The organism is Amycolatopsis sp. VC5-11, from assembly GCF_037034185.1.
Lineage (GTDB): Bacteria > Actinomycetota > Actinomycetes > Mycobacteriales > Pseudonocardiaceae > Amycolatopsis > Amycolatopsis nivea.
The window spans coordinates 12,170-32,302 of the sequence record NZ_JBAGKF010000027.1 but is presented as its reverse complement, the minus strand read 5'-3'; the positions used below and the strand labels follow the sequence as shown (position 1 = coordinate 32,302).

Annotated in this window: 14 protein-coding genes; 5 read left to right on the top strand and 9 right to left on the bottom strand. The window is 70.5% G+C overall.

The genetic code is table 11. From position 1 onward, the window contains the following. Nucleotides 1–54: 54 nt before the first annotated feature. From WA670_RS41940 to kstR, 3 genes are all read right to left on the bottom strand, one after another. Nucleotides 55–1,209, bottom strand: a complete 1,155-nt coding sequence (locus WA670_RS41940) for an SWIM zinc finger family protein (RefSeq protein WP_037809925.1) — start codon at nucleotides 1,207–1,209, stop codon at nucleotides 55–57. After that, nucleotides 1,209–3,944, bottom strand: a complete 2,736-nt coding sequence (locus WA670_RS41935) for a DEAD/DEAH box helicase (RefSeq protein ID WP_336161699.1) — start codon at nucleotides 3,942–3,944, stop codon at nucleotides 1,209–1,211. Before WA670_RS41935 ends, WA670_RS41940 begins: the two co-directional genes overlap by 1 nt. 631 nt (nucleotides 3,945–4,575) lie before the next feature. Further along, nucleotides 4,576–5,208 (bottom strand): cholesterol catabolism transcriptional regulator KstR, encoded by a 633-nt coding sequence (gene kstR, locus WA670_RS41930; RefSeq protein ID WP_037809922.1) that lies wholly within the window; start codon nucleotides 5,206–5,208, stop codon nucleotides 4,576–4,578. 164 nt (nucleotides 5,209–5,372) lie between these two features. Here kstR and WA670_RS41925 point away from each other — a divergent pair, with 164 nt between their 5' ends. Beyond that, complete coding sequence (locus tag WA670_RS41925; protein ID WP_336161696.1) at nucleotides 5,373–7,373, top strand: acyl-CoA dehydrogenase family protein; 2,001 nt, start codon at nucleotides 5,373–5,375, stop codon at nucleotides 7,371–7,373. Nucleotides 7,374–7,422: 49 nt separating this feature from the next. Here WA670_RS41925 and WA670_RS41920 read toward each other — a convergent pair whose 3' ends face one another. Beyond that, nucleotides 7,423–8,259, bottom strand: coding sequence for an LLM class F420-dependent oxidoreductase (locus tag WA670_RS41920; RefSeq protein WP_336161694.1), 837 nt, complete (start codon nucleotides 8,257–8,259; stop codon nucleotides 7,423–7,425). 108 nt (nucleotides 8,260–8,367) lie between these two features. On the opposite strand from WA670_RS41920, the gene WA670_RS41915 reads away from it, so the two are divergent. Next, a complete protein-coding gene (locus WA670_RS41915) occupies nucleotides 8,368–9,072 on the top strand; it encodes a class I SAM-dependent methyltransferase (protein WP_134668222.1) in 705 nt (234 codons plus the stop codon). Nucleotides 9,073–9,076: 4 nt separating this feature from the next. Here WA670_RS41915 and icmF read toward each other — a convergent pair whose 3' ends face one another. Next, nucleotides 9,077–12,316: a fused isobutyryl-CoA mutase/GTPase IcmF gene (gene icmF, locus WA670_RS41910; RefSeq protein WP_336161691.1), complete on the bottom strand. Its 3,240-nt coding sequence runs from the start codon at nucleotides 12,314–12,316 to the stop codon at nucleotides 9,077–9,079. Nucleotides 12,317–12,437: 121 nt separating this feature from the next. Here icmF and WA670_RS41905 point away from each other — a divergent pair, with 121 nt between their 5' ends. Genes WA670_RS41905 through WA670_RS41895 form a run of 3 tightly spaced genes read left to right on the top strand, consistent with a single transcriptional unit; the run spans nucleotide 12,438 to nucleotide 13,851 of the window. After that, nucleotides 12,438–12,770: an ArsR/SmtB family transcription factor gene (locus WA670_RS41905; RefSeq protein ID WP_336161689.1), complete on the top strand. Its 333-nt coding sequence runs from the start codon at nucleotides 12,438–12,440 to the stop codon at nucleotides 12,768–12,770. After that, the gene (locus WA670_RS41900) at nucleotides 12,767–13,204 is read left to right on the top strand and encodes an SRPBCC family protein (protein ID WP_238607567.1); all 438 of its coding nucleotides are present in this window, start codon (nucleotides 12,767–12,769) and stop codon (nucleotides 13,202–13,204) included. Before WA670_RS41905 ends, WA670_RS41900 begins: the two co-directional genes overlap by 4 nt. Further along, nucleotides 13,201–13,851 (top strand): DUF899 domain-containing protein, encoded by a 651-nt coding sequence (locus WA670_RS41895; protein WP_238607568.1) that lies wholly within the window; start codon nucleotides 13,201–13,203, stop codon nucleotides 13,849–13,851. Before WA670_RS41900 ends, WA670_RS41895 begins: the two co-directional genes overlap by 4 nt. Before the next feature lie 99 nt (nucleotides 13,852–13,950). On the opposite strand, the gene WA670_RS41890 is transcribed toward WA670_RS41895, so the two are convergent. From WA670_RS41890 to WA670_RS41875, 4 genes are read right to left on the bottom strand one after another with little or no spacing between them, the layout of a single operon-like run. After that, nucleotides 13,951–14,565 (bottom strand): GTP-binding protein, encoded by a 615-nt coding sequence (locus tag WA670_RS41890; RefSeq protein ID WP_081654960.1) that lies wholly within the window; start codon nucleotides 14,563–14,565, stop codon nucleotides 13,951–13,953. Next, a complete protein-coding gene (locus tag WA670_RS41885; RefSeq protein ID WP_205673277.1) occupies nucleotides 14,546–15,316 on the bottom strand; it encodes a DUF742 domain-containing protein in 771 nt (256 codons plus the stop codon). Before WA670_RS41885 ends, WA670_RS41890 begins: the two co-directional genes overlap by 20 nt. A 7-nt stretch (nucleotides 15,317–15,323) precedes the next feature. Continuing rightward, nucleotides 15,324–15,776 carry a roadblock/LC7 domain-containing protein gene (locus WA670_RS41880; RefSeq protein WP_037809909.1) on the bottom strand — a complete coding sequence of 151 codons (453 nt, stop codon included), beginning with the start codon at nucleotides 15,774–15,776 and terminating at the stop codon, nucleotides 15,324–15,326. Then, nucleotides 15,773–20,020 (bottom strand): nitrate- and nitrite sensing domain-containing protein, encoded by a 4,248-nt coding sequence (locus tag WA670_RS41875; RefSeq protein ID WP_442893171.1) that lies wholly within the window; start codon nucleotides 20,018–20,020, stop codon nucleotides 15,773–15,775. Before WA670_RS41875 ends, WA670_RS41880 begins: the two co-directional genes overlap by 4 nt. Nucleotides 20,021–20,133: the final 113 nt, after the last annotated feature.

The following is a 20,133-nucleotide window of genomic DNA, read 5'->3' as shown; positions in this document are numbered from 1 at the left end:
CCGACGCTAGCACGAAACGAGACGTACCGTCTCGTTTTACTCTCCGTAAGCGATTCAGCTCTCCGCGGGGTAAGCGAGATCGACCGGCTGCTCGGCCGGAGGTCCGTCCGGCCACCACTGCCCCGCGACGCGCACGAATCGGTACCACCGGCTGTCCCGTCCGTATCGCAGCTGCACCGGTCCGGCCGTCACCCGGTTGCGCCATACCTTCGCCTCCCCCGCCAACTCCGCGAGTTCCGCCCGAGCCGCCGCCAACGGTCCGGGGCCGGGACTCCACACGTCCCGCAGTGCCGCCAGTCCGCTCCGGCCCGCTTCTCGCCATGCCTGCGCCGACACGATCAGCTCCGACGGCGCGACCTCGGCGGCAGCGGCCAGTCCGAACACGTCCGCGCCCGGCCGGGCGGCTCGACGCGCCAGGTCCTCGGCGAAAGTCAAGTCCGCCAAGGCATCCCGGGCGTGCAGCAGGTCTAGCGCGAGCGACGCGGCGTCGGCGGCCAGGGCGGCGAGGCCGGCGGACGTCAGGCCGGAGCGCGCGGGCGGGTCGAGGTCGAGCACGGCGGGCGGACCGGGTTCGCCGGGAATCGCGGGCAACGGCGGCAGCGGCGCGATCCGCCGTGCGTACGCCTTTTTCGGCGTCAGCCCGACCTCCGGCGCGCGAGCCGGGCGAGCGGCACTGGGGGTCCGCAATTCGCGCAGTTGAGCCAAAACCTCGTCCCGGCCCCGGCCGCGCAGGGTGAACAGCACGAACGGATCGGCGTCCACCTCGTCGGCGACCAGGTAGTACACCGCCGCCACGTGTTTGCACGGATTCGCGCTGTCCGGACAGGAACAGCGCGGCCGCAGATCGCCTGGTCCGGGCAGCAGGTCGGCCCCGGCCTCCCGCGACTGGACGGCCAGTTCCTCGGGCAGTTCGCCGTCGAGCAGGGCCGCGGCGTGCCCGAGGCGGCGACCGGCGACGTCGAGCAGCTTGTCCCATTCCGACGCGCTGAACTCGCGCATCCGGATCGCGACCCGGTACGGATCCGGGCGGCTTCCCCGCACCCACGCGGTGATCTCGCCCGCGCTGATCGCCAGCTGGTCCACGACGCCCTTACGCGCGTACGTCCGCCCGCGCGGCAGCCGGTTCGGATCGAGTTTGGCGCGCTGCTCCAGCGCCTCCACCCACGCCCGGCCCCACCACCGGTGGCCGAACGTCCGCCGCGGCGGCATCAGCCGCTCCCGAGCCGGACCAGGTCGGCGAGCTGGTCGTCGGACAGTTCGGTGATCCAGTCCTCCCCCGCCCCGACGACCGCGTCGGCCAGCCCGCGCTTGGTTTCCAGCACCGCGGCGACGCGTTCCTCCAGCGTGCCCTCGGCGATCAGCCGGTGCACCTGCACCGGCCGGTCCTGCCCGATCCGGTACGCGCGGTCGGTGGCCTGGTCCTCCACCGCCGGGTTCCACCAGCGGTCGTAGTGGATCACGTGCGTGGCCTGGGTGAGGTTGAGCCCGACGCCGCCCGCCTTGAGCGACAACAGGAACACCGGCACCTCGCCGGACTGGAACGCGGCCACCATCTCGTCGCGCTGCTTCGGCCCGACCTCGCCGGACAGCAGCGCGGTGGGCAGCCCGCGTTCGGCGAGCCGCCGCTCCAGCAACCGGCACAGCCGCACGTACTGGCTGAACACCAGCACGCTCTCGCCCTCGTCGAGGATGACGTCCAGCAGTTCCTCGAACGCGGCGAGCTTGCCCGACCGTCCGCTCAGCGCGCCGCTGCTTTCCTTGAGGTAGTGCGCCGGGTGGTTGCAGATCTGCTTGAGTTCGGTGAGCAGCTTCAGCACCTGGCCGCGCCGCTGAACCCCTTGTGCTTCCCGGATCTGCGCGAGGTTCTCCCGCACCACCGCCTCGTACAGCGTGGTCTGCTCGGCGGTGAGCGGGACGTACCGGTCGGTCTCGGTTTTCCGCGGCAGTTCCGGCGCGATGTCCGGGTCGGTTTTGCGGCGGCGCAACAGAAACGGACGGACCGTCGCGGCGAGCCTTCCGGTGACCGTCTCGTCCCGGTCCCGTTCGATCGGCCGCGCCACGGTGCGGCGGAACTTCTCCAGCGGACCGAGCAGCCCCGGCGTGGTCCAGTCGAGCAGCGACCACAGTTCGGTGAGCCGGTTCTCCACCGGAGTGCCGGTGAGCGCGACGCGGGCCGCCGCCGGTACCTGCCGCAGCTCTTTCGCCGTGGCGGACAACGGATTCTTGACGTGTTGCGCCTCGTCGGCGGCGACCATGCCCCAGTCCACTTCGGACAGCAGCTCCCGGTCGCGGCGCAGCACCCCGTACGTGGCGAGCACGACCTCGTCCGGGGCCAGGTCGTCGAGATGCCGTCCGCCGCCGTGGAATCGGCGCACCGGCACGTCCGGCGCGAACTTGCCGAACTCGCGTTCCCAGTTGCCCAGCAACGACGTCGGGCACAGCACGAGCGTCGGACCCGCCGCCTGCGCGCGGCGGTGCAGGTGCAGGGCGATGAGCTGGATTGTCTTGCCCAGACCCATATCGTCCGCGAGGCAGGCACCCAGGCCGAGTTCGGTCATCGCGATGAGCCAGCCGAGCCCAGCCCGTTGATACGGCCGCAGCGTGGCGGTGAGCCCAGCCGGTTCCTCGACCGGCGCGGGTTCCCTTTCCCGCAACCGTTCGGCGAGCCCGGACAACGCTGGTTGCGGGGCGAACTCGACGCGTTCGCCGTCGACCTCCAGCTCGCCGGTGAGCGCCGCGGCCAGCGCTTCCGCACCGGTGAGCCGCGAGCGCCGGGCCCGCATCCGCGCCAGCAAGGCGGGATCGAGCTTCACCCACTGCCCGCGCAACCGGACCAGCGGACGTTTGGCTTCGGCGAGCGCCGCGACCTCCTCGTCGGTGAGCTCGCTGCCGCCGAGACTGAGCCGCCAGCGGAACTCCAGCAGGCCGTTGAGCGGGAACGCCGGACCGGATTCGCTCGCCGGAGCCTGCGTGACGCTCGCCTTCGCCCGTACCTCACCGGCGAAAAGATCCTTGGGCCACAGGACTTCGATGCCCGCGCCGCCCAGGTCGCGTGCGCCGGTGCCGAGCAGGTCGACTACCTCGTCGTCGGTGAGCGGGAGCGTGGTCGGTGCCGGTTCGGACAGGATCCGGCCCAGCGGCGGCCAGGCTCGGGCGCCTCGCCTCAGGCCCAGCAGGAGCTGTGTTTCGACCTGGTCGCCCAGCCGGTGCAGGACCGCTTCGGGCGCGTCCCAGAGGGTGGCCGCTTCGACGACCAGGCTCGGTTCCAGGGTCGAGCGGACGGCTAGGACTCCGGCGAATTCCTCGTCGGTCGCTTCGATCCGCAGCAGCAGTTGTGCGCCGTCTGGGCTGCGGGCTTCCAGTTCGGTGAGCCAGGCCGCGCCGTCTGGGTCCAGCAGGGTGGGCTGTGATTCCGCGAATGCTGCGCCGCCGGAGCCGATCGCTGCGGCCGGGCTCCGCACGAGTACGTCCGCTGCCGCGTCCCATACCGCGCGGACCAGTGATTCCGGTGAGTGCAGGCGGATTCTTTTCACGCCGGATAGGGGGAGGGCGTGTGCTTCGGGCGGCAATGCGGCGGCTAGTCCGCGGAGGAGTTCTTCGTCGGATGCGTCGAGGGGGCCTACTCGCCAGGTGCCCAGGCCGCTCGGGGTCGACGCTGGACGCAGGCGGCCGCGCGCTACCAGGTTCACTCCGGCGTTGACTACTGCCGACCAGGCTGACAGGGCGGGGCTGGTTTCGTCCGGTACCACGAGGAGGCGCGGGATCGCTTTCTCCAGTGGGACGAGTCTCGCCATGACCTCGGTGCGGGAGAATTTTCCGCCGCCGGGCAGGACTAGCTGGATCGGGGTGTCTCCCTCGATCTCGTCGCCCCACAGCGCCAGGATTCCCTCTCGCGGGGGATCCGAGGGGAGGTAGGTGGCTTGGGTGGTCTGGTCGAACTCCACTGGGGCACGGTAGCTCGTGGGTCTGACAGTTCTCGTCGCCTGGCGGCGACATCGCTTTGGGTGATTGCGTGGGGCACCCCGAAGCTTGATTGTGCTGACGGCCTGAGGGTGCTTGTCAAGGCGGGAAAGATGCCTTGACAAGCACCCTCAGACCGCAGGAGAGCTTCGTATCGGGGTGCGGGGGTGGTGTGGGTGCACCGACAGTTGAGTGCATCGGCGGCGGTTTGCTTGAGGTGGGGGCTTGCGCCCCAATGTGGCATTGGGTGCATGTGACGCACCCAAAGTGGCATTGGGTGCACGTGACGCACCCAAAGTGGCATTGGGTGCACGGGATGCACCCAATGTGGCGTTCGGTGCGTGGGACGCACCCAATGTGGCATTGGGGCGGCATCCCGAGCGGGCGCGAGGCGCGAGGTGCGCGGGCGCGAAGCGAGTGGGCGCGGGGCAAGCGGGCGCGGGGCAAGCGGGCGTGGCGCGAGCGGGGCGAGCGGGCCGTGAAGGGCTCCTTGAGGGAATCCAAGTCCGTGAAGGGGCCCCTCACCGCCGTCACGGGGCGTCGCGGGCCAGCCAAGGGGCGTGAGGGGAACCCTCACGGAATCTGATTCCCTCAGGGTGGCCCTCACGCCCGCGGCTATTTGTCCAGCAGCAGGTGGACGGAGAGCTCCAGGCGGCTGGCCACATCGGCTGCGGAGGCGCGGCGGGTCACCCAGGCGACGAGGTTCGCCATCCACACATCGGCGACTACGTGGAAGATGTCGCGGTCCGCTTCGGTGGGGTCGTCGATGCCCATCGCGCTCGCGAACATGTCTTCCATCAGCCTGCCGACCAGTTCGACCTCGGCGGCCGCGGACGTGTCGGCGAACATGAACGCGCGCACCATCGCCTCGGTGAGGTGCGGATCGCGCTGCATCAGGCGGGTGTTGCGGCCCAGGACGAACATCAGGCGTTCGGCGGGGGTTTCGCCGGGGATCGCGCTTCGTTGAATCTTTTCGTGCGCGGCCTCGAACTGCTGAGCCAACCCTGACACGAGCAGGTGAATCTTCGACGGGAAGTACCGGTAGAGCGTGCCCAGCGCGACGTCCGCCTTCTCGGCGACCGCGCGCATTTGCACCGCGTCGTAGCCGCCCTTCGAGGCCAGCGAGAGCGTCGCGTCGATGATGCGGCGGCGGCGGTCCCGCTGGGCCGCGGAGCCCAGTTCCTCGCCCATCGCGCCGAGGCCGTTCGCCCGCGTTTTCGCCGCCGGCGTCTTCGCCTTCCCCGGCATCGCAATCCCCTCTGTCGTCACGCAAGCCGTCTTGCGGAACTCGTTCCAGTTTCCGGCTAAGCGTACCTGCCCTGGAGAAAGGTTCAACTCTCGACCGCCTGGCGGAAAAACTGTAACACGTTCTACACTCGCCAGTAGCTCTGTACCCCGCGAGGAGGAGACCGATGCCGGTCGCGCTCACCGAGGAACAAACCGCGCTCGCCGCCGCCGTGCGGGATTGGGCGGCGGCACACGATCCGGTCGCCGCTGTGCGCGCGGCCGAAACCACGGGGGCCAGTCTCCCGGACGGGTTCGCCGCGCTCGGCATTACCGGCGTTGCGTTGCCAGCGTCGGTGAACGGTGCGGACGGGACAGTCGCGGATCTCGCGGCCGGGCTCGCGGCCGCGGCGGAAGCGCTGGTGCCGGGGCCGCTGCTGAGCACCGCGCTGGCGGGACTGCTGCTCGCGGAGCATTCGAAGGAATTCGCCGCCGAGATCGCCGAGGGGACCGCGCAGGTCGCAGTGCAGTTGGAAGAGTCGGCGACCGTGCCTGGCGCGGACGCTAAGTCGTGGTTGCTCGTGCCGCGCGGTGATCGGTACGTCTTGAGTCCGCCCGGAACAGCGGTGGAACCGTTGGCGCCCTTCGACTTTTCCCGGCCGCTGGGGCGGGTCGGGGCCGACGTGCCGGGCGAGGTGCTGGACCTGCCGGATGTCCGCGAGCTCGCGGCGACGCTCGCGGTCGCGGAAGCGGCGGGTGTGGCGCGCTGGTGCCTGACGACGGCCGTCGAGTACGCCAAAGTCCGGGAGCAGTTCGGCCAGGTGATCGGTGCTTTCCAGGCGGTGAAACATCTCTGCGCGGAGATGCTGTGCCGCACCGAAGCGGCCGAGACACTGGCGTGGGACGCGGCTTCGTCGGTCGGCGATCCGCTGGCCGTCGCGAGCGCTGCGGCGGTGGCGTTGGACGCTGCCGTCGAGAACGCGAAGGACTGCATCCAGGTGCTCGGCGGGATCGGGTTCACCTGGGAGCACGAGGCGCACCTGTACCTGCGGCGCGCGTTGGCGTTGCGGCAGTGGCTCGGCGGTTCCCGGAAGTGGCGGCAGCGAGCCGCGGACCTCGCGTTGGCCGGGAAGCGGCGGACGCTCGCGGTGAACGTCGGCGAGGATGCCGAGGTGACCCGGCTGGTCGCGGAAATCGCTGCCCTGCCGGAAGAAAACCGCCGTACCGCGCTCGCGGACTCGGGGTTGCTGGCCCCGCACTGGCCCCAGCCGTACGGCATGGGTGCGGACGCGGCGACGCAGCTGCGGATCGACGCCGCCTTGACCGCGGCGGACATCCGGCGGCCGGACATGGTGATCGGCGGCTGGGCAGTGCCAACGATTCTCGCGCACGGCACCGACGACCAGCGCGAACGCTTCGCCAAGCCGACGCTCCGCGGCGAAGTGACCTGGTGTCAGCTGTTCAGTGAACCGGGCGCCGGCTCGGATCTCGCGTCGCTGCGCACCGTGGCGCGCCGGACCGACGGCGGCTGGCTGCTGACCGGGCAGAAGGTGTGGACGTCGCTGGCGCACGAAGCGGATTGGGCGATCTGCCTCGCCCGCACCGACCCGGATGTGCCGAAGCACAAGGGAATCACGTACTTCCTCGTCAACATGCGCGCCGACGGAATCACCACGCGACCGCTGCGCGAGATCACCGGGCGGAGCGTGTTCAACGAGGTTTTCCTGGACGACGTCTTCGTTCCGGACGCCGATGTCGTCGGCGAACCCGGCGCGGGCTGGAAGCTCGCGCGCACGACGCTGGCGAACGAACGCGTCGCGCTGGGCCGCGGATCCGCAGTGGGTGAGAACGTGGAGGCACTGCTGGAATCCGCGCCCGAGGACGTGGATCGCGACCGGCTCGGCGCGTTGATCGGCCAGGGCAGCGCATGCTCCGTGCTCGACCTGCGGGCGACGCTGCGGCGGCTGGACGGGCTCGGGCCAGGGGCGGAATCGTCGGTGGCGAAGCTGCTCGGGGTGCGGCATCGGCAGGAAACAGCCGAGTTCGCCCTCGAACTCGCGCCGGAGCTGGTCGCGGAAACCCCAGCGGCGCAAGAGTTTCTGCTGACCCGCTGCCTGTCCATCGCGGGCGGCACCACACAGGTCCTGCTCTCCGCCGCCGCGGAACGCGTGCTCGGGCTCCCCCGCTGAACGTCCGTGAAGGACTCCTCGAGGCGATCGAGGAGTCCTTCACGGCACGTCACTCGGCGCGGAAAGCAGCGGCGAGACGGGCGTATTCGTCCAGCAGCGCCAGCGTTTCCGCCTCCGGCAGCGTCGGCAGCATGATCCCGTAGTGGTCCAGCCCGGCGTCGGCGTACTGCTTGATCGCGTCCGCGTCGGCCGGTCCGCCGAAGAGCTGCGACGGCATGTCCCCGCGGCCCGCCTCGGCGAGCTGCTGCCGCACGCGGCGCACGTCGTCCGGCGTCACCGCGGGGTTCGGGATCCAGCCGTCGCCGTGCTCGATCAGCCGCTTCAGCGCCGCGTCGCTCGCGCCGCCGACCAGGATCGGCGGATGCGGCGTCCGCACCGGCTTCGGCCACGCGAAGATCGGGTCGAAGTCGATGTGCTTGCCGTGGAACTCCGCCTGCTCCTGGGTCCAGATCGCCTTCAGCGCGGCGATCTGCTCGTTCAGCAGCGCGCCCCGGGTCTTCGGGTCGGTGCCGTGGTTGGCCATTTCCTCGCGGTTCCACCCGGCTCCGACGCCGAAGGCGAACCGTCCGCGCGACACCAGGTCGAGCGACGCCGCCTCCTTCGCGGTGTGGATGACGTCGCGCTGGATCAGCAGCACGACGCCGGTGCCCAGCACCAGCTCCGAGGTGTTCACCGCGGCCGCGGTCAGCGCCACGAACGGGTCGAGCGTGCGGTAGTAGATGCGCGGCAACTCGCCCCCGCTGGGGTACGGCGTTTCGCGGCTCACCGGGATGTGCGAGTGCTCCGCGAGGAAGAGCGACGCGAACCCGCGCTCCTCCGCCGCCTCGCCCAGCACGTCGGGCCGGATGCCTTCGTCGGTCACGAACGTCGAGATCCCGAAATCCATGCCTCCTTCTACTCCGCGGATCGGGCAGGTATTCCCGCGGGCTGTTGACAGATCACCGGTCCGGTCCGCTAGCGTTAAATCATCACCCGTTGAATAGGGAGGCTCCGGATGGACGTGACGGACGTCGACTTCGAGGAGATGTACCAAGGCAAGACCCCGATCGGGGAGAAGATCCCGTGGGACATCGCCGGCCCGCAGCCCGCGGTGGTCGCGCTCGAAGCGGACGGCGGATTCCGCGGCGAAGTGCTCGACATCGGTTGCGGCCTGGGCGAAAACGCGCTGTACCTCGCGTCTCGCGGACACCGCGTCACGGGTCTCGACGGCGCGCCGACCGCGCTCGCACGGGCCCGCGAAACCGCCGCGAAGCGCGGCCTGGAGGTCACCTTCGACCAGGCCGACGCAACCCGGCTCGACGGGTACGAAGGCCGCTTCGACGCGGTCCTCGACAGTGCGCTTTACCACTGTCTCGACGAAGACCAGCGGCACGCGTACGTGGCGGCGCTCGGGCGCGCGACCAAGCCCGGCGCGCGGCTGAACATCTTCTGCTTCTCCGACTCAGTGCCGGCGAACTTCCCGGTGCCGTACCGGATCACCGAGCAGAATCTGCGCGAAACGGTCGGCGACGGCTGGACGATCAGCGCTCTCGAACCAGCCGTCTACACCACCGCGATGAGCCGCGAGGGCCTCATCGCCGCGGTCGCCGCCGTCTCGGAGGACGAAAAGCCGGACCCGACCGCGCTCGACGCGTTGGACGTCGACGAGCAGGGCCGGGTCCTCGTCCCGATGTGGCGGCTGGCGGCCGACCGGGCGTGACGGGTCAGACGTTGCGCCGGTACTGGCCGCCGACCTCGAAGAACGCCTCGGTGATCTGACCGAGCGAGCACACCCGCGCGGCATCCATCAGCACGTCGAACAGGTTGCCGCCGCGGGTGGCCGCGTCGCGCAGCGCCTTGAGCGCCTGCTGGGCCTCCTCGCGGTGCCCCTGCTGGAATTCGGCGAGCCTGCGCAGCTGGGACTGCTTCTCGTCCTCGGTCGCGCGGGCCAGCTCCACCTCGACGTCGTCCTCCCCCGCCTTCGGGTTGCGGAAGGTGTTGACGCCGATGATCGGCAGCGAGCCGTCGTGCTTCTTGCGTTCGTACAGCAGCGATTCGTCCTGGATCCGGCCGCGCTGGTAGCCGGTCTCCATCGCGCCGAGCACGCCGCCGCGTTCGGAGATCCGGTCGAACTCGGTGAGCACGGCCTCCTCGACCAGGTCGGTCAGCTCGTCGATGACGAACGAACCCTGCAGCGGGTTCTCGTTCTTCGACAGGCCCCACTCCTTGTTGATGATCATCTGGATGGCCATCGCACGGCGCACCGAGGACTCCGAAGGCGTGGTGATCGCCTCGTCGAACGCGTTGGTGTGCAAGGAGTTCGCGTTGTCGTACAGCGCGCACAGCGCCTGCAGCGTGGTGCGGATGTCGTTGAAGCTCATCTCCTGCGCGTGCAGCGACCGGCCCGAGGTCTGCACGTGGTACTTGAGCTTCTGCGACCGGTCGTTCGCGCCGTACCGCTCGCGCATCGCCACGGCCCAGATCCGCCGCGCGACCCGGCCGAGCACCGAGTACTCCGCGTCCATCCCGTTGGAGAAGAAGAACGACAGGTTCGGCGCGAAATCGTCGATGTCCATGCCGCGCGCCAGGTACGACTCGACGTAGGTGAACCCGTTGGCGAGCGTGAAGGCCAGCTGCGAGATCGGGTTCGCCCCGGCCTCGGCGATGTGGTAGCCGGAGATCGACACCGAGTAGAAGTTGCGCACCCCGTGCTGGATGAACCACTCCTGGATGTCGGCCATCATCCGCAGGCTGAACTCGGTGGAGAAGATGCAGGTGTTCTGGCCCTGGTCTTCCTTGAGGATGTCCGCCTGCACGGTGCCGCGCACGTTCCGCAACGCCCATTCGCGCAGCTGCGCCGCCTCGTCCGCGGCCGGCTCGCGTCCGTGCTCCTCGCGGAACGCGGCGAACTTCTGGTCGATCGCGGTGTTGAGGAAGAACGCGAGGATCGTCGGCGCGGGGCCGTTGATCGTCATCGACACCGAGGTGTTCGGCGCGGTCAGGTCGAACCCGTCGTAGAGCGCCTTCATGTCGTCCAGCGTCGCGATGGAGACGCCGGAGGTGCCGACCTTGCCGTAGATGTCCGGGCGGGTGTCCGGGTCGTGGCCGTAGAGGGTGACCGAGTCGAACGCCGTGGACAGCCGCTTGGCCTCGGAATCGGCCGACAGCAGCTTGAACCGGCGGTTGGTGCGGAACGCGTCGCCCTCGCCGGCGAACATCCGCGCCGGGTCCTCGCCCTCGCGCTTGAACGGGAACACGCCCGCGGTGTACGGGAAGTAGCCGGGCAGGTTTTCCCGGCGCAGGAAGGAAAGCAGCTCGCCGGACTCGGTGTAGCGCGGCAGCGCGACGCGCGGGATCCGGTTGCCGGACAGGGTTTCCCGCCACAGCTGGGTGTGCAGTTCCTTGTCGCGGATCTTCACGACCAGCTCGTCCTGGCGGTATTCCGCGGCGAGCGCCTGGAACCGCTCGAGCAGCTTGGTGGTCTCGCCGGCCACATCGGACTCCGCGGCGGCGAGCAGGCCGTCCAGCGCGTCGGTGTTCGCGTCCACTTCGGACAGCGCGGCCTTGGCCGCGGCGAGGTGCTCGCGCTTGCGGACCGCGGCGACCTGCTTCTCGGTCTGCTCGTGGTACCCGCGCACCGTCTCGGAAATGTCGGCGAGGTAGCGCGCCCGGTTGCCCGGGATGATCGTGCTGGCGTCCGTCGAGACCTTGCCCGAAACCGCCGGCAGCGTACCGGCCGACACCGACAGCCCGCGATCGGCGAGCATGTCGCGCAGGTGCTGGTACAACGCGGTCACGCCGTCGTCGTTGAACTTCGCCGCGCTCGTGCCGTACACCGGCATCTCTTCGGGCGCGGAGCCGAACGCCTCGCGGTTGCGCACGAGCTGACGCGCGACGTCGCGACGCGCGTCCTCGGCGCCGCGGCGCTCGAACTTGTTGATCGCGACCACGTCGGCGAAGTCGAGCATGTCGATCTTCTCGAGCTGCGACGCGGCGCCGAACTCCGGCGTCATCACGTACAGCGACTCGTCCACGTAGTCGACGATGCCCGCGTCGCCCTGGCCGATGCCCGGCGTCTCCACGATCACCAGGTCGAATCCGGCCGCCTTGCAGGCGAGGATCGACTCGCTCAGCCCGGTCGGGATCTCGCCGCTGGTGGTGCGGGTGGCGAGCGAACGGAAGTACACCGGCGAACCGTCGAGACAGTTCATCCGGATGCGGTCGCCGAGCAGCGCGCCGCCGCCCTTGCGCCGCGACGGGTCGACCGCGAGCACCGCGATGCGCAGCTTGTCTTCCTGGTCGAGGCGGAAACGGCGGATCAGCTCGTCGGTCAGCGAGGACTTGCCGGAACCGCCGGTGCCGGTGATACCGAGAACCGGCACGTGCTTCTTCCCGGCGGCCTCGTTGATCGCCGACAGCCATTCGGCGGGCAGGTTTTCGCGCTGCAGCTGGGTGATCACCCGGGCAAGCGCCTGAACGTCGCCGGACAGCAGCTTGTCGACCGAGGCGGGCGGCTGCGCGGACAGGTCGCTGTCGCACTCCTTGATCATCAAGTTGATCATGCCCGGCAGGCCCATCTCGTAGCCGTCTTCCGGCGAGAAGATCCGCGCCACGCCGCGCGAATGCAACAGGTCGATCTCCTCGCGCACGATGACGCCACCGCCGCCGCCGAACACCTTGATGTGCCCCGCGCCGCGCTCGTTCAGCAGTTCCACGAGGTAGCTGAAGTACTCGACGTGCCCGCCTTGGTAGGCGGAGATGGCGACGCCCTGGACATCCTCGGCGATCGCGGCCGTGGCCACCTCGTCGACGGACCGGTTGTGGCCGAGATGCACCACCTCCGCGCCCTGGGACTGCAGGATCCGGCGCATGATGTTGATCGAGGCGTCGTGGCCGTCGAACAAGCTGGATGCCGTGACGAACCGGACCGGGTTCGCGGGACGGTACAGGTCGCTGCCGCTCATCCTCCCAATTTACTAGGACTTCCTACTATTGGAAACCCGAGCCCGAGGTGACCCGGCTCTCAAGGGTTGACATCGGAGCTATATTCAACCCATTAGTTAATTAACCAAGTGATTGAGTACGATGCCGACAGATCAGCTGAGCACCACGTTCGCCGCGCTGGCGGACCCGACCCGGCGCGCGATCCTCGCCCGGCTCACCCGCGGCGAGGCCACCGTCAACGAGCTGGCCGAGCCGTTCGAGGTGAGCCTGCAAGCGGTGTCGAAGCACCTGAAAGTGCTGGAACAGGCCGGATTGATCAGCCGGGGCCGCACCAAGCAGTGGCGCCCGCGCCGCCTGGAAGCGGGCCCGCTGGCGGACGTCGCCGGCTGGGTCGCGGAGTACCGGCGGTTCTGGGAGTCCGGATTCGACCGCTTGGACGAGCACCTGCGGCAGTTGCAGGAGGGGGCGGAATGAGCGAGCTGACCATCGTGCGGGTCTTCGACGCACCTCGGGACCTGGTGTTCCAGGTCTGGACCGACCCGGCGCACCTCGCGAGCTGGTTCGGCCCGCACGGCTTCGTCGCGTCCGAAACCAGCACGGACCCGCGCCCCGGCGGGACCTGGCACACCCGGATCACCAGCGCTGATGACGGCATCGACCGCCGGGTGTCCGGCGTCTACCGCGAGGTTTCGGCACCGTCCCGGCTCGTGTTCACGTTCCGCTGGCAGCACCCGGAGGACGAGGTCGGCGAAACGCTCGTGACCATCGATTTCGCTGAGCTGGCAGGAAAAACTTCGATGACGTTCCACCAAGCCCCGTTCCCGGACATCGCCGAGCGCGACGGCCACATCGACGGCTGGCAGTCCGGGTTCGAAGATCTCGACCGCATCCTGGAGGACCTGAAATGACCGCCGCACTCCCCCGCGTCGTCTCGCCCGAAGAATGGGCCAGCGCCCGCGAATCGTTGCTGCGCAAGGAAAAAGAACACACGCGCGCAGGCGACCGGCTGGCCGCCGAACGTCGCCGGATGCCCATGGTCCGCTTCGCGAAGCAGTACGAATTCACCGGTCCGGAAGGCACGCGAAGCCTGCTCGACCTGTTCGACGGCCGCCGCCAGCTGATCGTCTACCACTTCATGCTGTACGCCAGCGACGAAGCGGGCTGCCCCGGCTGCTCCCTGCTCGTGGACAACATGAGCAACCTCGCGCACCTGCACGCCCGCGACGTCACGCTCAAGGTCGCCGCGCCCGCGACGCCGCCGGAGATCGAGCGGTACTGGGCCAGGATGGGCTGGACGATCCCGTGGGTTTCCGCCGCGGGCACGGATTTCCCGGCGGACTGCGGCATCGACGGCGGCTTCGGCGTGAGCGTGTTCCTCCGCGACGGCGACGACGTCTACCGCACCTACTTCACCGACGGCCGCGGCGGCGACCAGTTCATCAGCACGCTGCGGTACCTCGACGTCACCCCGTTCGGACGGCAGGAGGCGTGGGAGGAAGAGTCCCGCGGCACCGACGCACCCAGCAGCTGGTGGCGCCGCCACGACGAGTACTGAGAACTTTCCGTGCGACGGCCGCGCGGAACTGCAGTTGCTCGACGTCAAGCGCTCAAGGCAGAGAAAAACCGGGTCACCCAAGCGTGACCCGGTTTTCGCTTACTGGTGCGCTTTCGCCGCGCGCAACGCGATCCACTGCCGCATCGCGTACTCGACCAGCGTGATCAGCGTCTGCTTGGTCGATTCCCGCTCCCGGGCGTCGCACCGGACGATCGGGATGCTCGCATCGATCGACAGCGCCTCGCGCACATCATTGATGTCGTGTTCCAGCACGCCGTCGAACGTGTTCACGCCGACGATGTACGGCAGGCCGCGGTCCTCGAAGAAGTCGATCGGCGCGAACGAGTCCGCGAGCCGCCGGGTGTCGGCGAGCACGACCGCACCGATCGCGCCGCGCACCAGGTCGTCCCACATGAACCAGAACCGCTGCTGGCCGGGTGTGCCGAACAGGTAGAGGATCAGGTCCGCGTCGAGCGAGACGCGGCCGAAGTCCATGGCGACCGTGGTGGTCGTCTTGTACGGCGTCTGGTCGAGGTTGTCGATGCCGCGGCTGGCGTCGGTCATCATCGCCTCGGTGGTGAGCGGGACGATTTCCGACACCGAGCCCACGAAGGTCGTCTTGCCCGCTCCGAAGCCGCCCGCCACCACGATCTTCGCCGATGTCATGGTCGGGGGCGCGGTTTCCCGCGGTGCCTTAAAGCCGACGGAGTCCACTCAAAACCCTTTCCATCAACATCAAGTGTGCTTCGGCGCCGTCCTGGCCCGAGATCGTCCGGTGCACGGTGACGAGACCGGCGTCGGCCGCGTCGCTGATCAGCACCCGCGCCACCCCCAGCGGCACCGACAGCACCGCGGCGATCTCCGCCACCGAACGCGGGGTCCGGCACGCTTCCATGATCGAGATGCTCTCGATCTGCTCCGCCGCCGCCTGGGGGAAGCCCCCCGCGGCGACATGGTCCTTGGTGGAGATCAACGTCTCCAGTTCGAGCGCGTAGTTCGCCCGGGTGCGCCCGCCGGTGAGAGCGTACGGGCGCACGATCGACGTCTCCTCGGCCGGGTCCACCCGATCGTGGCGCTCGGGCCGGACGATCGCCGACGGCATCGAGAACTCGCCGCTCGGCGGTCCCGGGTCGAAGAGCCCGCCTGGTCTGGGGCCGTCGGAGTCCGTACTGCCCGGTGGAGAGACGAGAGAGGTCACACCATCTCCTTGGTCGGCCTGCGGCACGGGTGCCGCAGGCGGGTCCGCTGCCGCGTGCGCTCCCGCGGCGGGCGGCACTGGGGACTGGGATTCCTTCTTTTCTTTGCCGCTCTTCTTCCGTTTTCTGCGCGAGCGGCCCGAATCAAGGCTGAACCCGTTGAGGACGTCGGCGAACGTGCCGTCGTCCCCGGCGGCGGGCTCGTCCCCGCGCGGGGGCTCGCCGCCGGTACCGGGCTCTTCGCCGAACAATCCGGACCCCTGGCTCATCGCGCCATCATCCCACCGGTTCGCCGATCAGCGAGCCCCCGGCGCCCTGCAGCTGCGCGCGCAGCTCCGGGGTCAGGATCTGGCCGACGCGGTCGACGAGCATCGTCATCTCGTAGGCGACCTGCCCGATGTCGCAGTTGGGCGCGGCGAGGATCGCCAGGCAGGAGCCGTCGCTGATGGACATCAGCACCATGATGCCGAGCTCCATCTCGACCACGGTCTCGCGCACCGAGCCCGCCTCGAAACAGCGGGCGGCGCCCTGGGTGAGGCTGACGAGCCCGGACGCCACGGCGGCGAGCTGGTCGGCGCGGTCGAGCGGCAGCCGGTTGGAGGCCGTCAGCAGGAGACCGTCGGCCGACACGACGACCGCGTGCGCGACGCCCGGGACGCGGTCGGCGAAGTCGTTCACCAGCCAGCCGAACTGGTTCTGCTGCGGCTGGGCCGCATTCGGCGAGGTCATTCACCCTCCAATGTTTCGTGGTTCTTCTCAGCGGCCTGCGCGGTGCGGTGCCTGCCGCGCTGGATCCCCTGCTGGAAACTGCTCAGGCGACCGCGCACGTCGTGCGCATCGCGGGACGGACGGGGGCTCGCCGACCCGGCGGGCGGCGGTGCGCTGCCGGGAAGAAGCTGCTCTCCTCGGCGGCGCCGAGGCAATCCTGCCGAAGTGAAGGAAGCGGGTGTCGACTGGGACACCGACTGGACCGTCCGCCACCCTTCGTCGGAACCGAAGTTCCACTCAGCGGCGCCTTCGGCAGGAGTCGTGGAGGGGCTGGCCGACCCGTCCGAACCGGCGGGCTCGGCGGGGGTCGGCGGGGCGTCCTGCCCGGCGGAGGACTGCCGCGACGGAGCCTGTCCCGGCACCAGCGGCTGACCCCACAACCCGGTCTGCTGCGCCGGCGTCGCGGACTCGCCCGGCACGTTCTGCCCGGGCACCCGGGTCTGGCCCAGTCCCCCGGCCAGTCCCTGCGCCGAAGCCGAAGCCGCCGGAGCCGAAGCCGGGTCCGCCGTCGTGCCGGACTGTTCCGCCTTCTCCGCCTGCTGCCCCGGCGCGGCGGCCGGTGGCTGCGCGGCGCGCCACGTCGTCAGCGGCGAAGCCTGGCCCGGGTTATCGGCGGGCTTGCCCCACAAGGAGGTCTGCTCCGTGCTCGGGGACTCGGCAGGCGCGGAAGCCTGTCCGTTCGCCGAAGCCGGGCTGTCCGTCTTCTCCGGCGCCGCGGTCTGGCCGTTGGCCGAAGCCTGCGCCGCCTGCGAAGCAGGAGTCTGCCCGGTGCCAGAGACCGCGGCCTCGAGCCCGGCCACGGCGGCCGGGACCTGGTTCGGGTCGGCGGTCGGCGGAGGCGGCGGGAGGCTGCTCGCGCCCTTGCGGCGGGTCGGCAGGCTGTCCGGCTTGTCCGGCCGGACGGTCCGATCCGGTTGCGGCGCGGGCAGTTCCGTGCGCGCGGCGGGCTCCTGGCGCGGCCAGCCGCCGTCCGGGTCGAACGCCGGGGGCACGGCCGGGACGGGAGCCGTCTCGTCCGGCGAGTCCGCGTCCGCGGGCCGGGTGCCGAACCCGGCGGGCGCGTCCGTCGCGCCGAACGGGGCGGTCGAACCCGGGGTGCGCTGCGGCATCCCGCCGGGCCGGTTCTGCTCGGCGGGAACGCCGAACGCACCCGCGACCGTCTGCCGCCGCCGGACCGCCGCGTCGTGGGCGCGGGCCCGCTCCGGCGAGGGCGCCGTCGTGGCGCCCGTAGCGCCCGCGGCCGGGGAATCCGCTGCGGCACCAGTGGTTTCCGGCGCGGTCCCGCGGACTTCCTGACGTCCGCGCGTGACGCCGCGCTGGAAGCTGTTCAGCCGTCCCCGCACGTCCGCGGGGTCGCGGACCGGGAGGTCGCTGCCCTGCGTTTCGGCCGCGGGAGCCGCCGGTTCCGGCGTGGCGCTGCCCGGCATGAGCTGTTCGCCGCGACGGCGCCGGGGCAGGCCCGACTTGGTGAACGCGGTCGGCTCCACTTGGGACAGTGCCTGCACCGTCCGCCAGTTTTCGTCGCTCGCGAAATCCCAATTGCGCTGCTGCTGGTCGGAATCCGCTTCCGGCTCCGCGGCGGCTGTGCCGGACGCGGGCGAAGCCGCCGGGGAGGCGGCCGCGGGCGGCGGCTGCGCGGGCGAACGGAACCAGGCCGACAGCATCTCGTCGAAGATCGGCGTGTTCTCGATCGTCGTCTCCGCCGCGGACGGCGGCGGGACCTCCGGCACCTGCTGCGCGGCCTGGTTCCACCAGTCGCTCAGCGTCGTCGCGTTGGCCGCGGAGAACAGGTCCTTGCCCGAGGGCAGTTCGCCGTCGCGCTCGTCGCGGGTTTCCGCGGCCGGTTCCGGTTCGGGCTCCGGACGCGGCGGCGGGACGTCGACGGTCTGCGGCAGCTTCGGCGCGGGCGGCGGCGGGGCGGGCGTGTCGTCGTCGCGCGGGATCGGGCTGAACAGCGCGGTCCCGGACACCTCGAGATCGGACGGCGGACGCGCGACCTTGTCCCCGGAGAACCCGGCGAGGTCGCCCGCCGAGGGCCAGCGCTGCGTTTCCTCGGAGTTGCTGCCCTGCTGCGGAACGAGACCCGGCACGGCCGAACCGTTGGAGGCCGGACGCTGGCGCCGCGGCAGTCCGCCGGGAGCGGCGGGCGGGGCGGCGAGGCTCGCCTTGGGCCCGGGCAGCTGACCGGGTTCGCCCCGGTCGCCGGGCACCGTGGCCAGTCCGGTCATCACCAGCTCCGGCGGCACCACCACGGTGGCCCGCACGCCGACGATGTCCTTGCCGCCGTGCAGCGAAACGCCGATGCGGTGGCGGCCGGCGAGGCGGCCGACCACGAACAGGCCCATCCGGCGCGAGGTCGCGAGGTCGACCGAGCCCGAGTCGGTGAGCCGGCCGTTGGCCTCCACCACCTCGTACTCGTTCATGCCGATGCCCTTGTCGAGGATGTCGACGTTGAGCGAACCGTCCTCGGCGAGCCGCGTCGCGACCGTCACCTGCGTTTCCGGCGCGGAGAACGCGGTCGCGTTGTCCAGCAGCTCCGCGATGAGCCGCTGGACGTCGCTCGCGGCGAACCCGACGATCTTCACCGCGGGCGGGTGCTGCACCGAAACCCGTTGGTACTGCTCGATTTCCGACACCGCGGCGCGCAGCACGTCGTGCGTGGCGACCGGCTGGCCGGAACGGCGGCCCGGCTCGGCGCCGGAGAGGACCATCAGGTTCTCGTTGTTGCGCCGCATCCGGGTGGCGAGGTGGTCGAGCTGGAACAGCGTGGCGAGCTGGTCGGCGTCCTCCTCGTCGCGCTCCAGCCGCTCGATCAGCTGCAGCTGCCGCTGCACGAGGCTCTGGCTGCGCCGCGACAGGTTGACGAACACGCTGGAGTAGCCGGCGCGCATGGCGGCCTGTTCGGTCGCCAGCTTCAGCGCCTGGCTGTGCACCTTCTCGAACGCCCGCGCGACCTCGCCGACCTCGTCCTGCACCTGGACCGGCACCGGTTCGACCTCGACGCTCTGCGCGCGGCCCTCCTGGATGTTGCGGACCGCCTCGGGCAGGTCCTTCTCCGCGACGTCCAATGCCGACCGTCGCAGGACCTTCAGCGAGCGCAGCAGCTGGCGGGCGATGACGAACACGACCGCGGCGGCCGCGGCGAGCGCCGCGAACAGCAGCACGGCGAGCAGACCGGCGCTGCTGCCCGCGTCCTCGACCAGCTGGGACGACGCGGCGGTGAGGTCGGTGCTCATCCGGCCGGAGACCTCGGACAGCTGCGAGGTCACCGCGTTCGAGGCGTTGTTCCACTCCTGCGCCGAAATCCGCTTGAGCGCGTCGTCGGACGAGACGCCCTGACCGCCGAGCACGGTGCCGAGCATCCGCTTGCGGTCGTAAGAGGTGTCCGGCTTGATCGTGCTCTCGAAGTCGAGGCGCTGCGGCGCGGTGGCGGCGGCGTTGAAGTCGGCGACGCGGTCGTCGAACCGCAGTTCCGCGTCGCGCACGTCGCTCAGCTGCTGCGGGGTCAGCGTGCCCGCGGAGATGCCGTAGCCCACCAGGGACTGGGTGACCGACACCTGTTCCTTGGCCGCTTCGAGGTCGTGCAGCGCGCTCGGGGTGCTGCCGAGCGCGTCGGCGCTCGCGCCCGCCGACACCGCGGTGTCGGCTCCGATCAGCGCGCTGGTGACGGCGTTGTAGTCGCCGACCGCCTCGGCCGCGTTCAGCAGGCCGACCCCGACCTGCTGGCGGATCACCGCGATCTCGTTGACCTGCGCGTTCGCCGAGTTCACCGCGCCGGACACGCTCGAACCGTCGGCTCCCACCCGGGCGGCCGCCTCGGTGAACGGCGCGACCGCGGCGTCAGTGGCCGCGCGGGCGGCCTTCAGTTCCGGGGTGACGCCCGAGGTGCCCGCGATCAGCTGGGCGGCGGTCTGGGTGCGTTCGCGCTGCAGCCCGTCGGTGAGCGCGCGCAGCTGGGTGCTCAGCGCGACGAGCCGGTCGATCCGCTGGTAGTCGCTCGAGCGCGAGACCTGGCCCGCGATGGCGGTGATGCCGAGGACGAGCGCGAGCACGATGGGGACGATCGTGACCGCCGACAGCTTGACCGGCAGGCTCCAGTCCCGCCAGCGCAACGCCGCCCGCCAGCCCGACGACCAGCGCGGCCGCTTGGGCGGGCGGCCGAGCAGCTTTTCCACAGGCACTTGGCCTTCTCCTGCAACGGTCACGAAAGTGACTCCCTGTCCGGCGTCGTGGCGGCCCGTCGGCGGTCCCCTCGGTCCTCCGTGCTCCCGGTGCGCAGCGCGCTCCCGGCGCGGAGTCCCGCGGTCCGCCTGCCCGC

Excerpts from the sequence above, each read along its gene's own strand:
- WA670_RS41940 (WP_037809925.1), bottom strand. The coding sequence starts at position 1,209 with ATGCCGCCGCGGCGGACGTTCGGCCACCGGTGGTGGGGCCGGGCGTGG.
- kstR (WP_037809922.1), bottom strand. The coding sequence starts at position 5,208 with ATGCCGGGGAAGGCGAAGACGCCGGCGGCGAAAACGCGGGCGAACGGC.
- WA670_RS41925 (WP_336161696.1), top strand. The coding sequence starts at position 5,373 with ATGCCGGTCGCGCTCACCGAGGAACAAACCGCGCTCGCCGCCGCCGTG.
- WA670_RS41920 (WP_336161694.1), bottom strand. The coding sequence starts at position 8,259 with ATGGATTTCGGGATCTCGACGTTCGTGACCGACGAAGGCATCCGGCCC.
- WA670_RS41915 (WP_134668222.1), top strand. The coding sequence starts at position 8,368 with ATGGACGTGACGGACGTCGACTTCGAGGAGATGTACCAAGGCAAGACC.
- icmF (WP_336161691.1), bottom strand. The coding sequence starts at position 12,316 with ATGAGCGGCAGCGACCTGTACCGTCCCGCGAACCCGGTCCGGTTCGTC.
- WA670_RS41905 (WP_336161689.1), top strand. The coding sequence starts at position 12,438 with ATGCCGACAGATCAGCTGAGCACCACGTTCGCCGCGCTGGCGGACCCG.
- WA670_RS41900 (WP_238607567.1), top strand. The coding sequence starts at position 12,767 with ATGAGCGAGCTGACCATCGTGCGGGTCTTCGACGCACCTCGGGACCTG.
- WA670_RS41895 (WP_238607568.1), top strand. The coding sequence starts at position 13,201 with ATGACCGCCGCACTCCCCCGCGTCGTCTCGCCCGAAGAATGGGCCAGC.
- WA670_RS41885 (WP_205673277.1), bottom strand. The coding sequence starts at position 15,316 with ATGAGCCAGGGGTCCGGATTGTTCGGCGAAGAGCCCGGTACCGGCGGC.
- WA670_RS41880 (WP_037809909.1), bottom strand. The coding sequence starts at position 15,776 with ATGACCTCGCCGAATGCGGCCCAGCCGCAGCAGAACCAGTTCGGCTGG.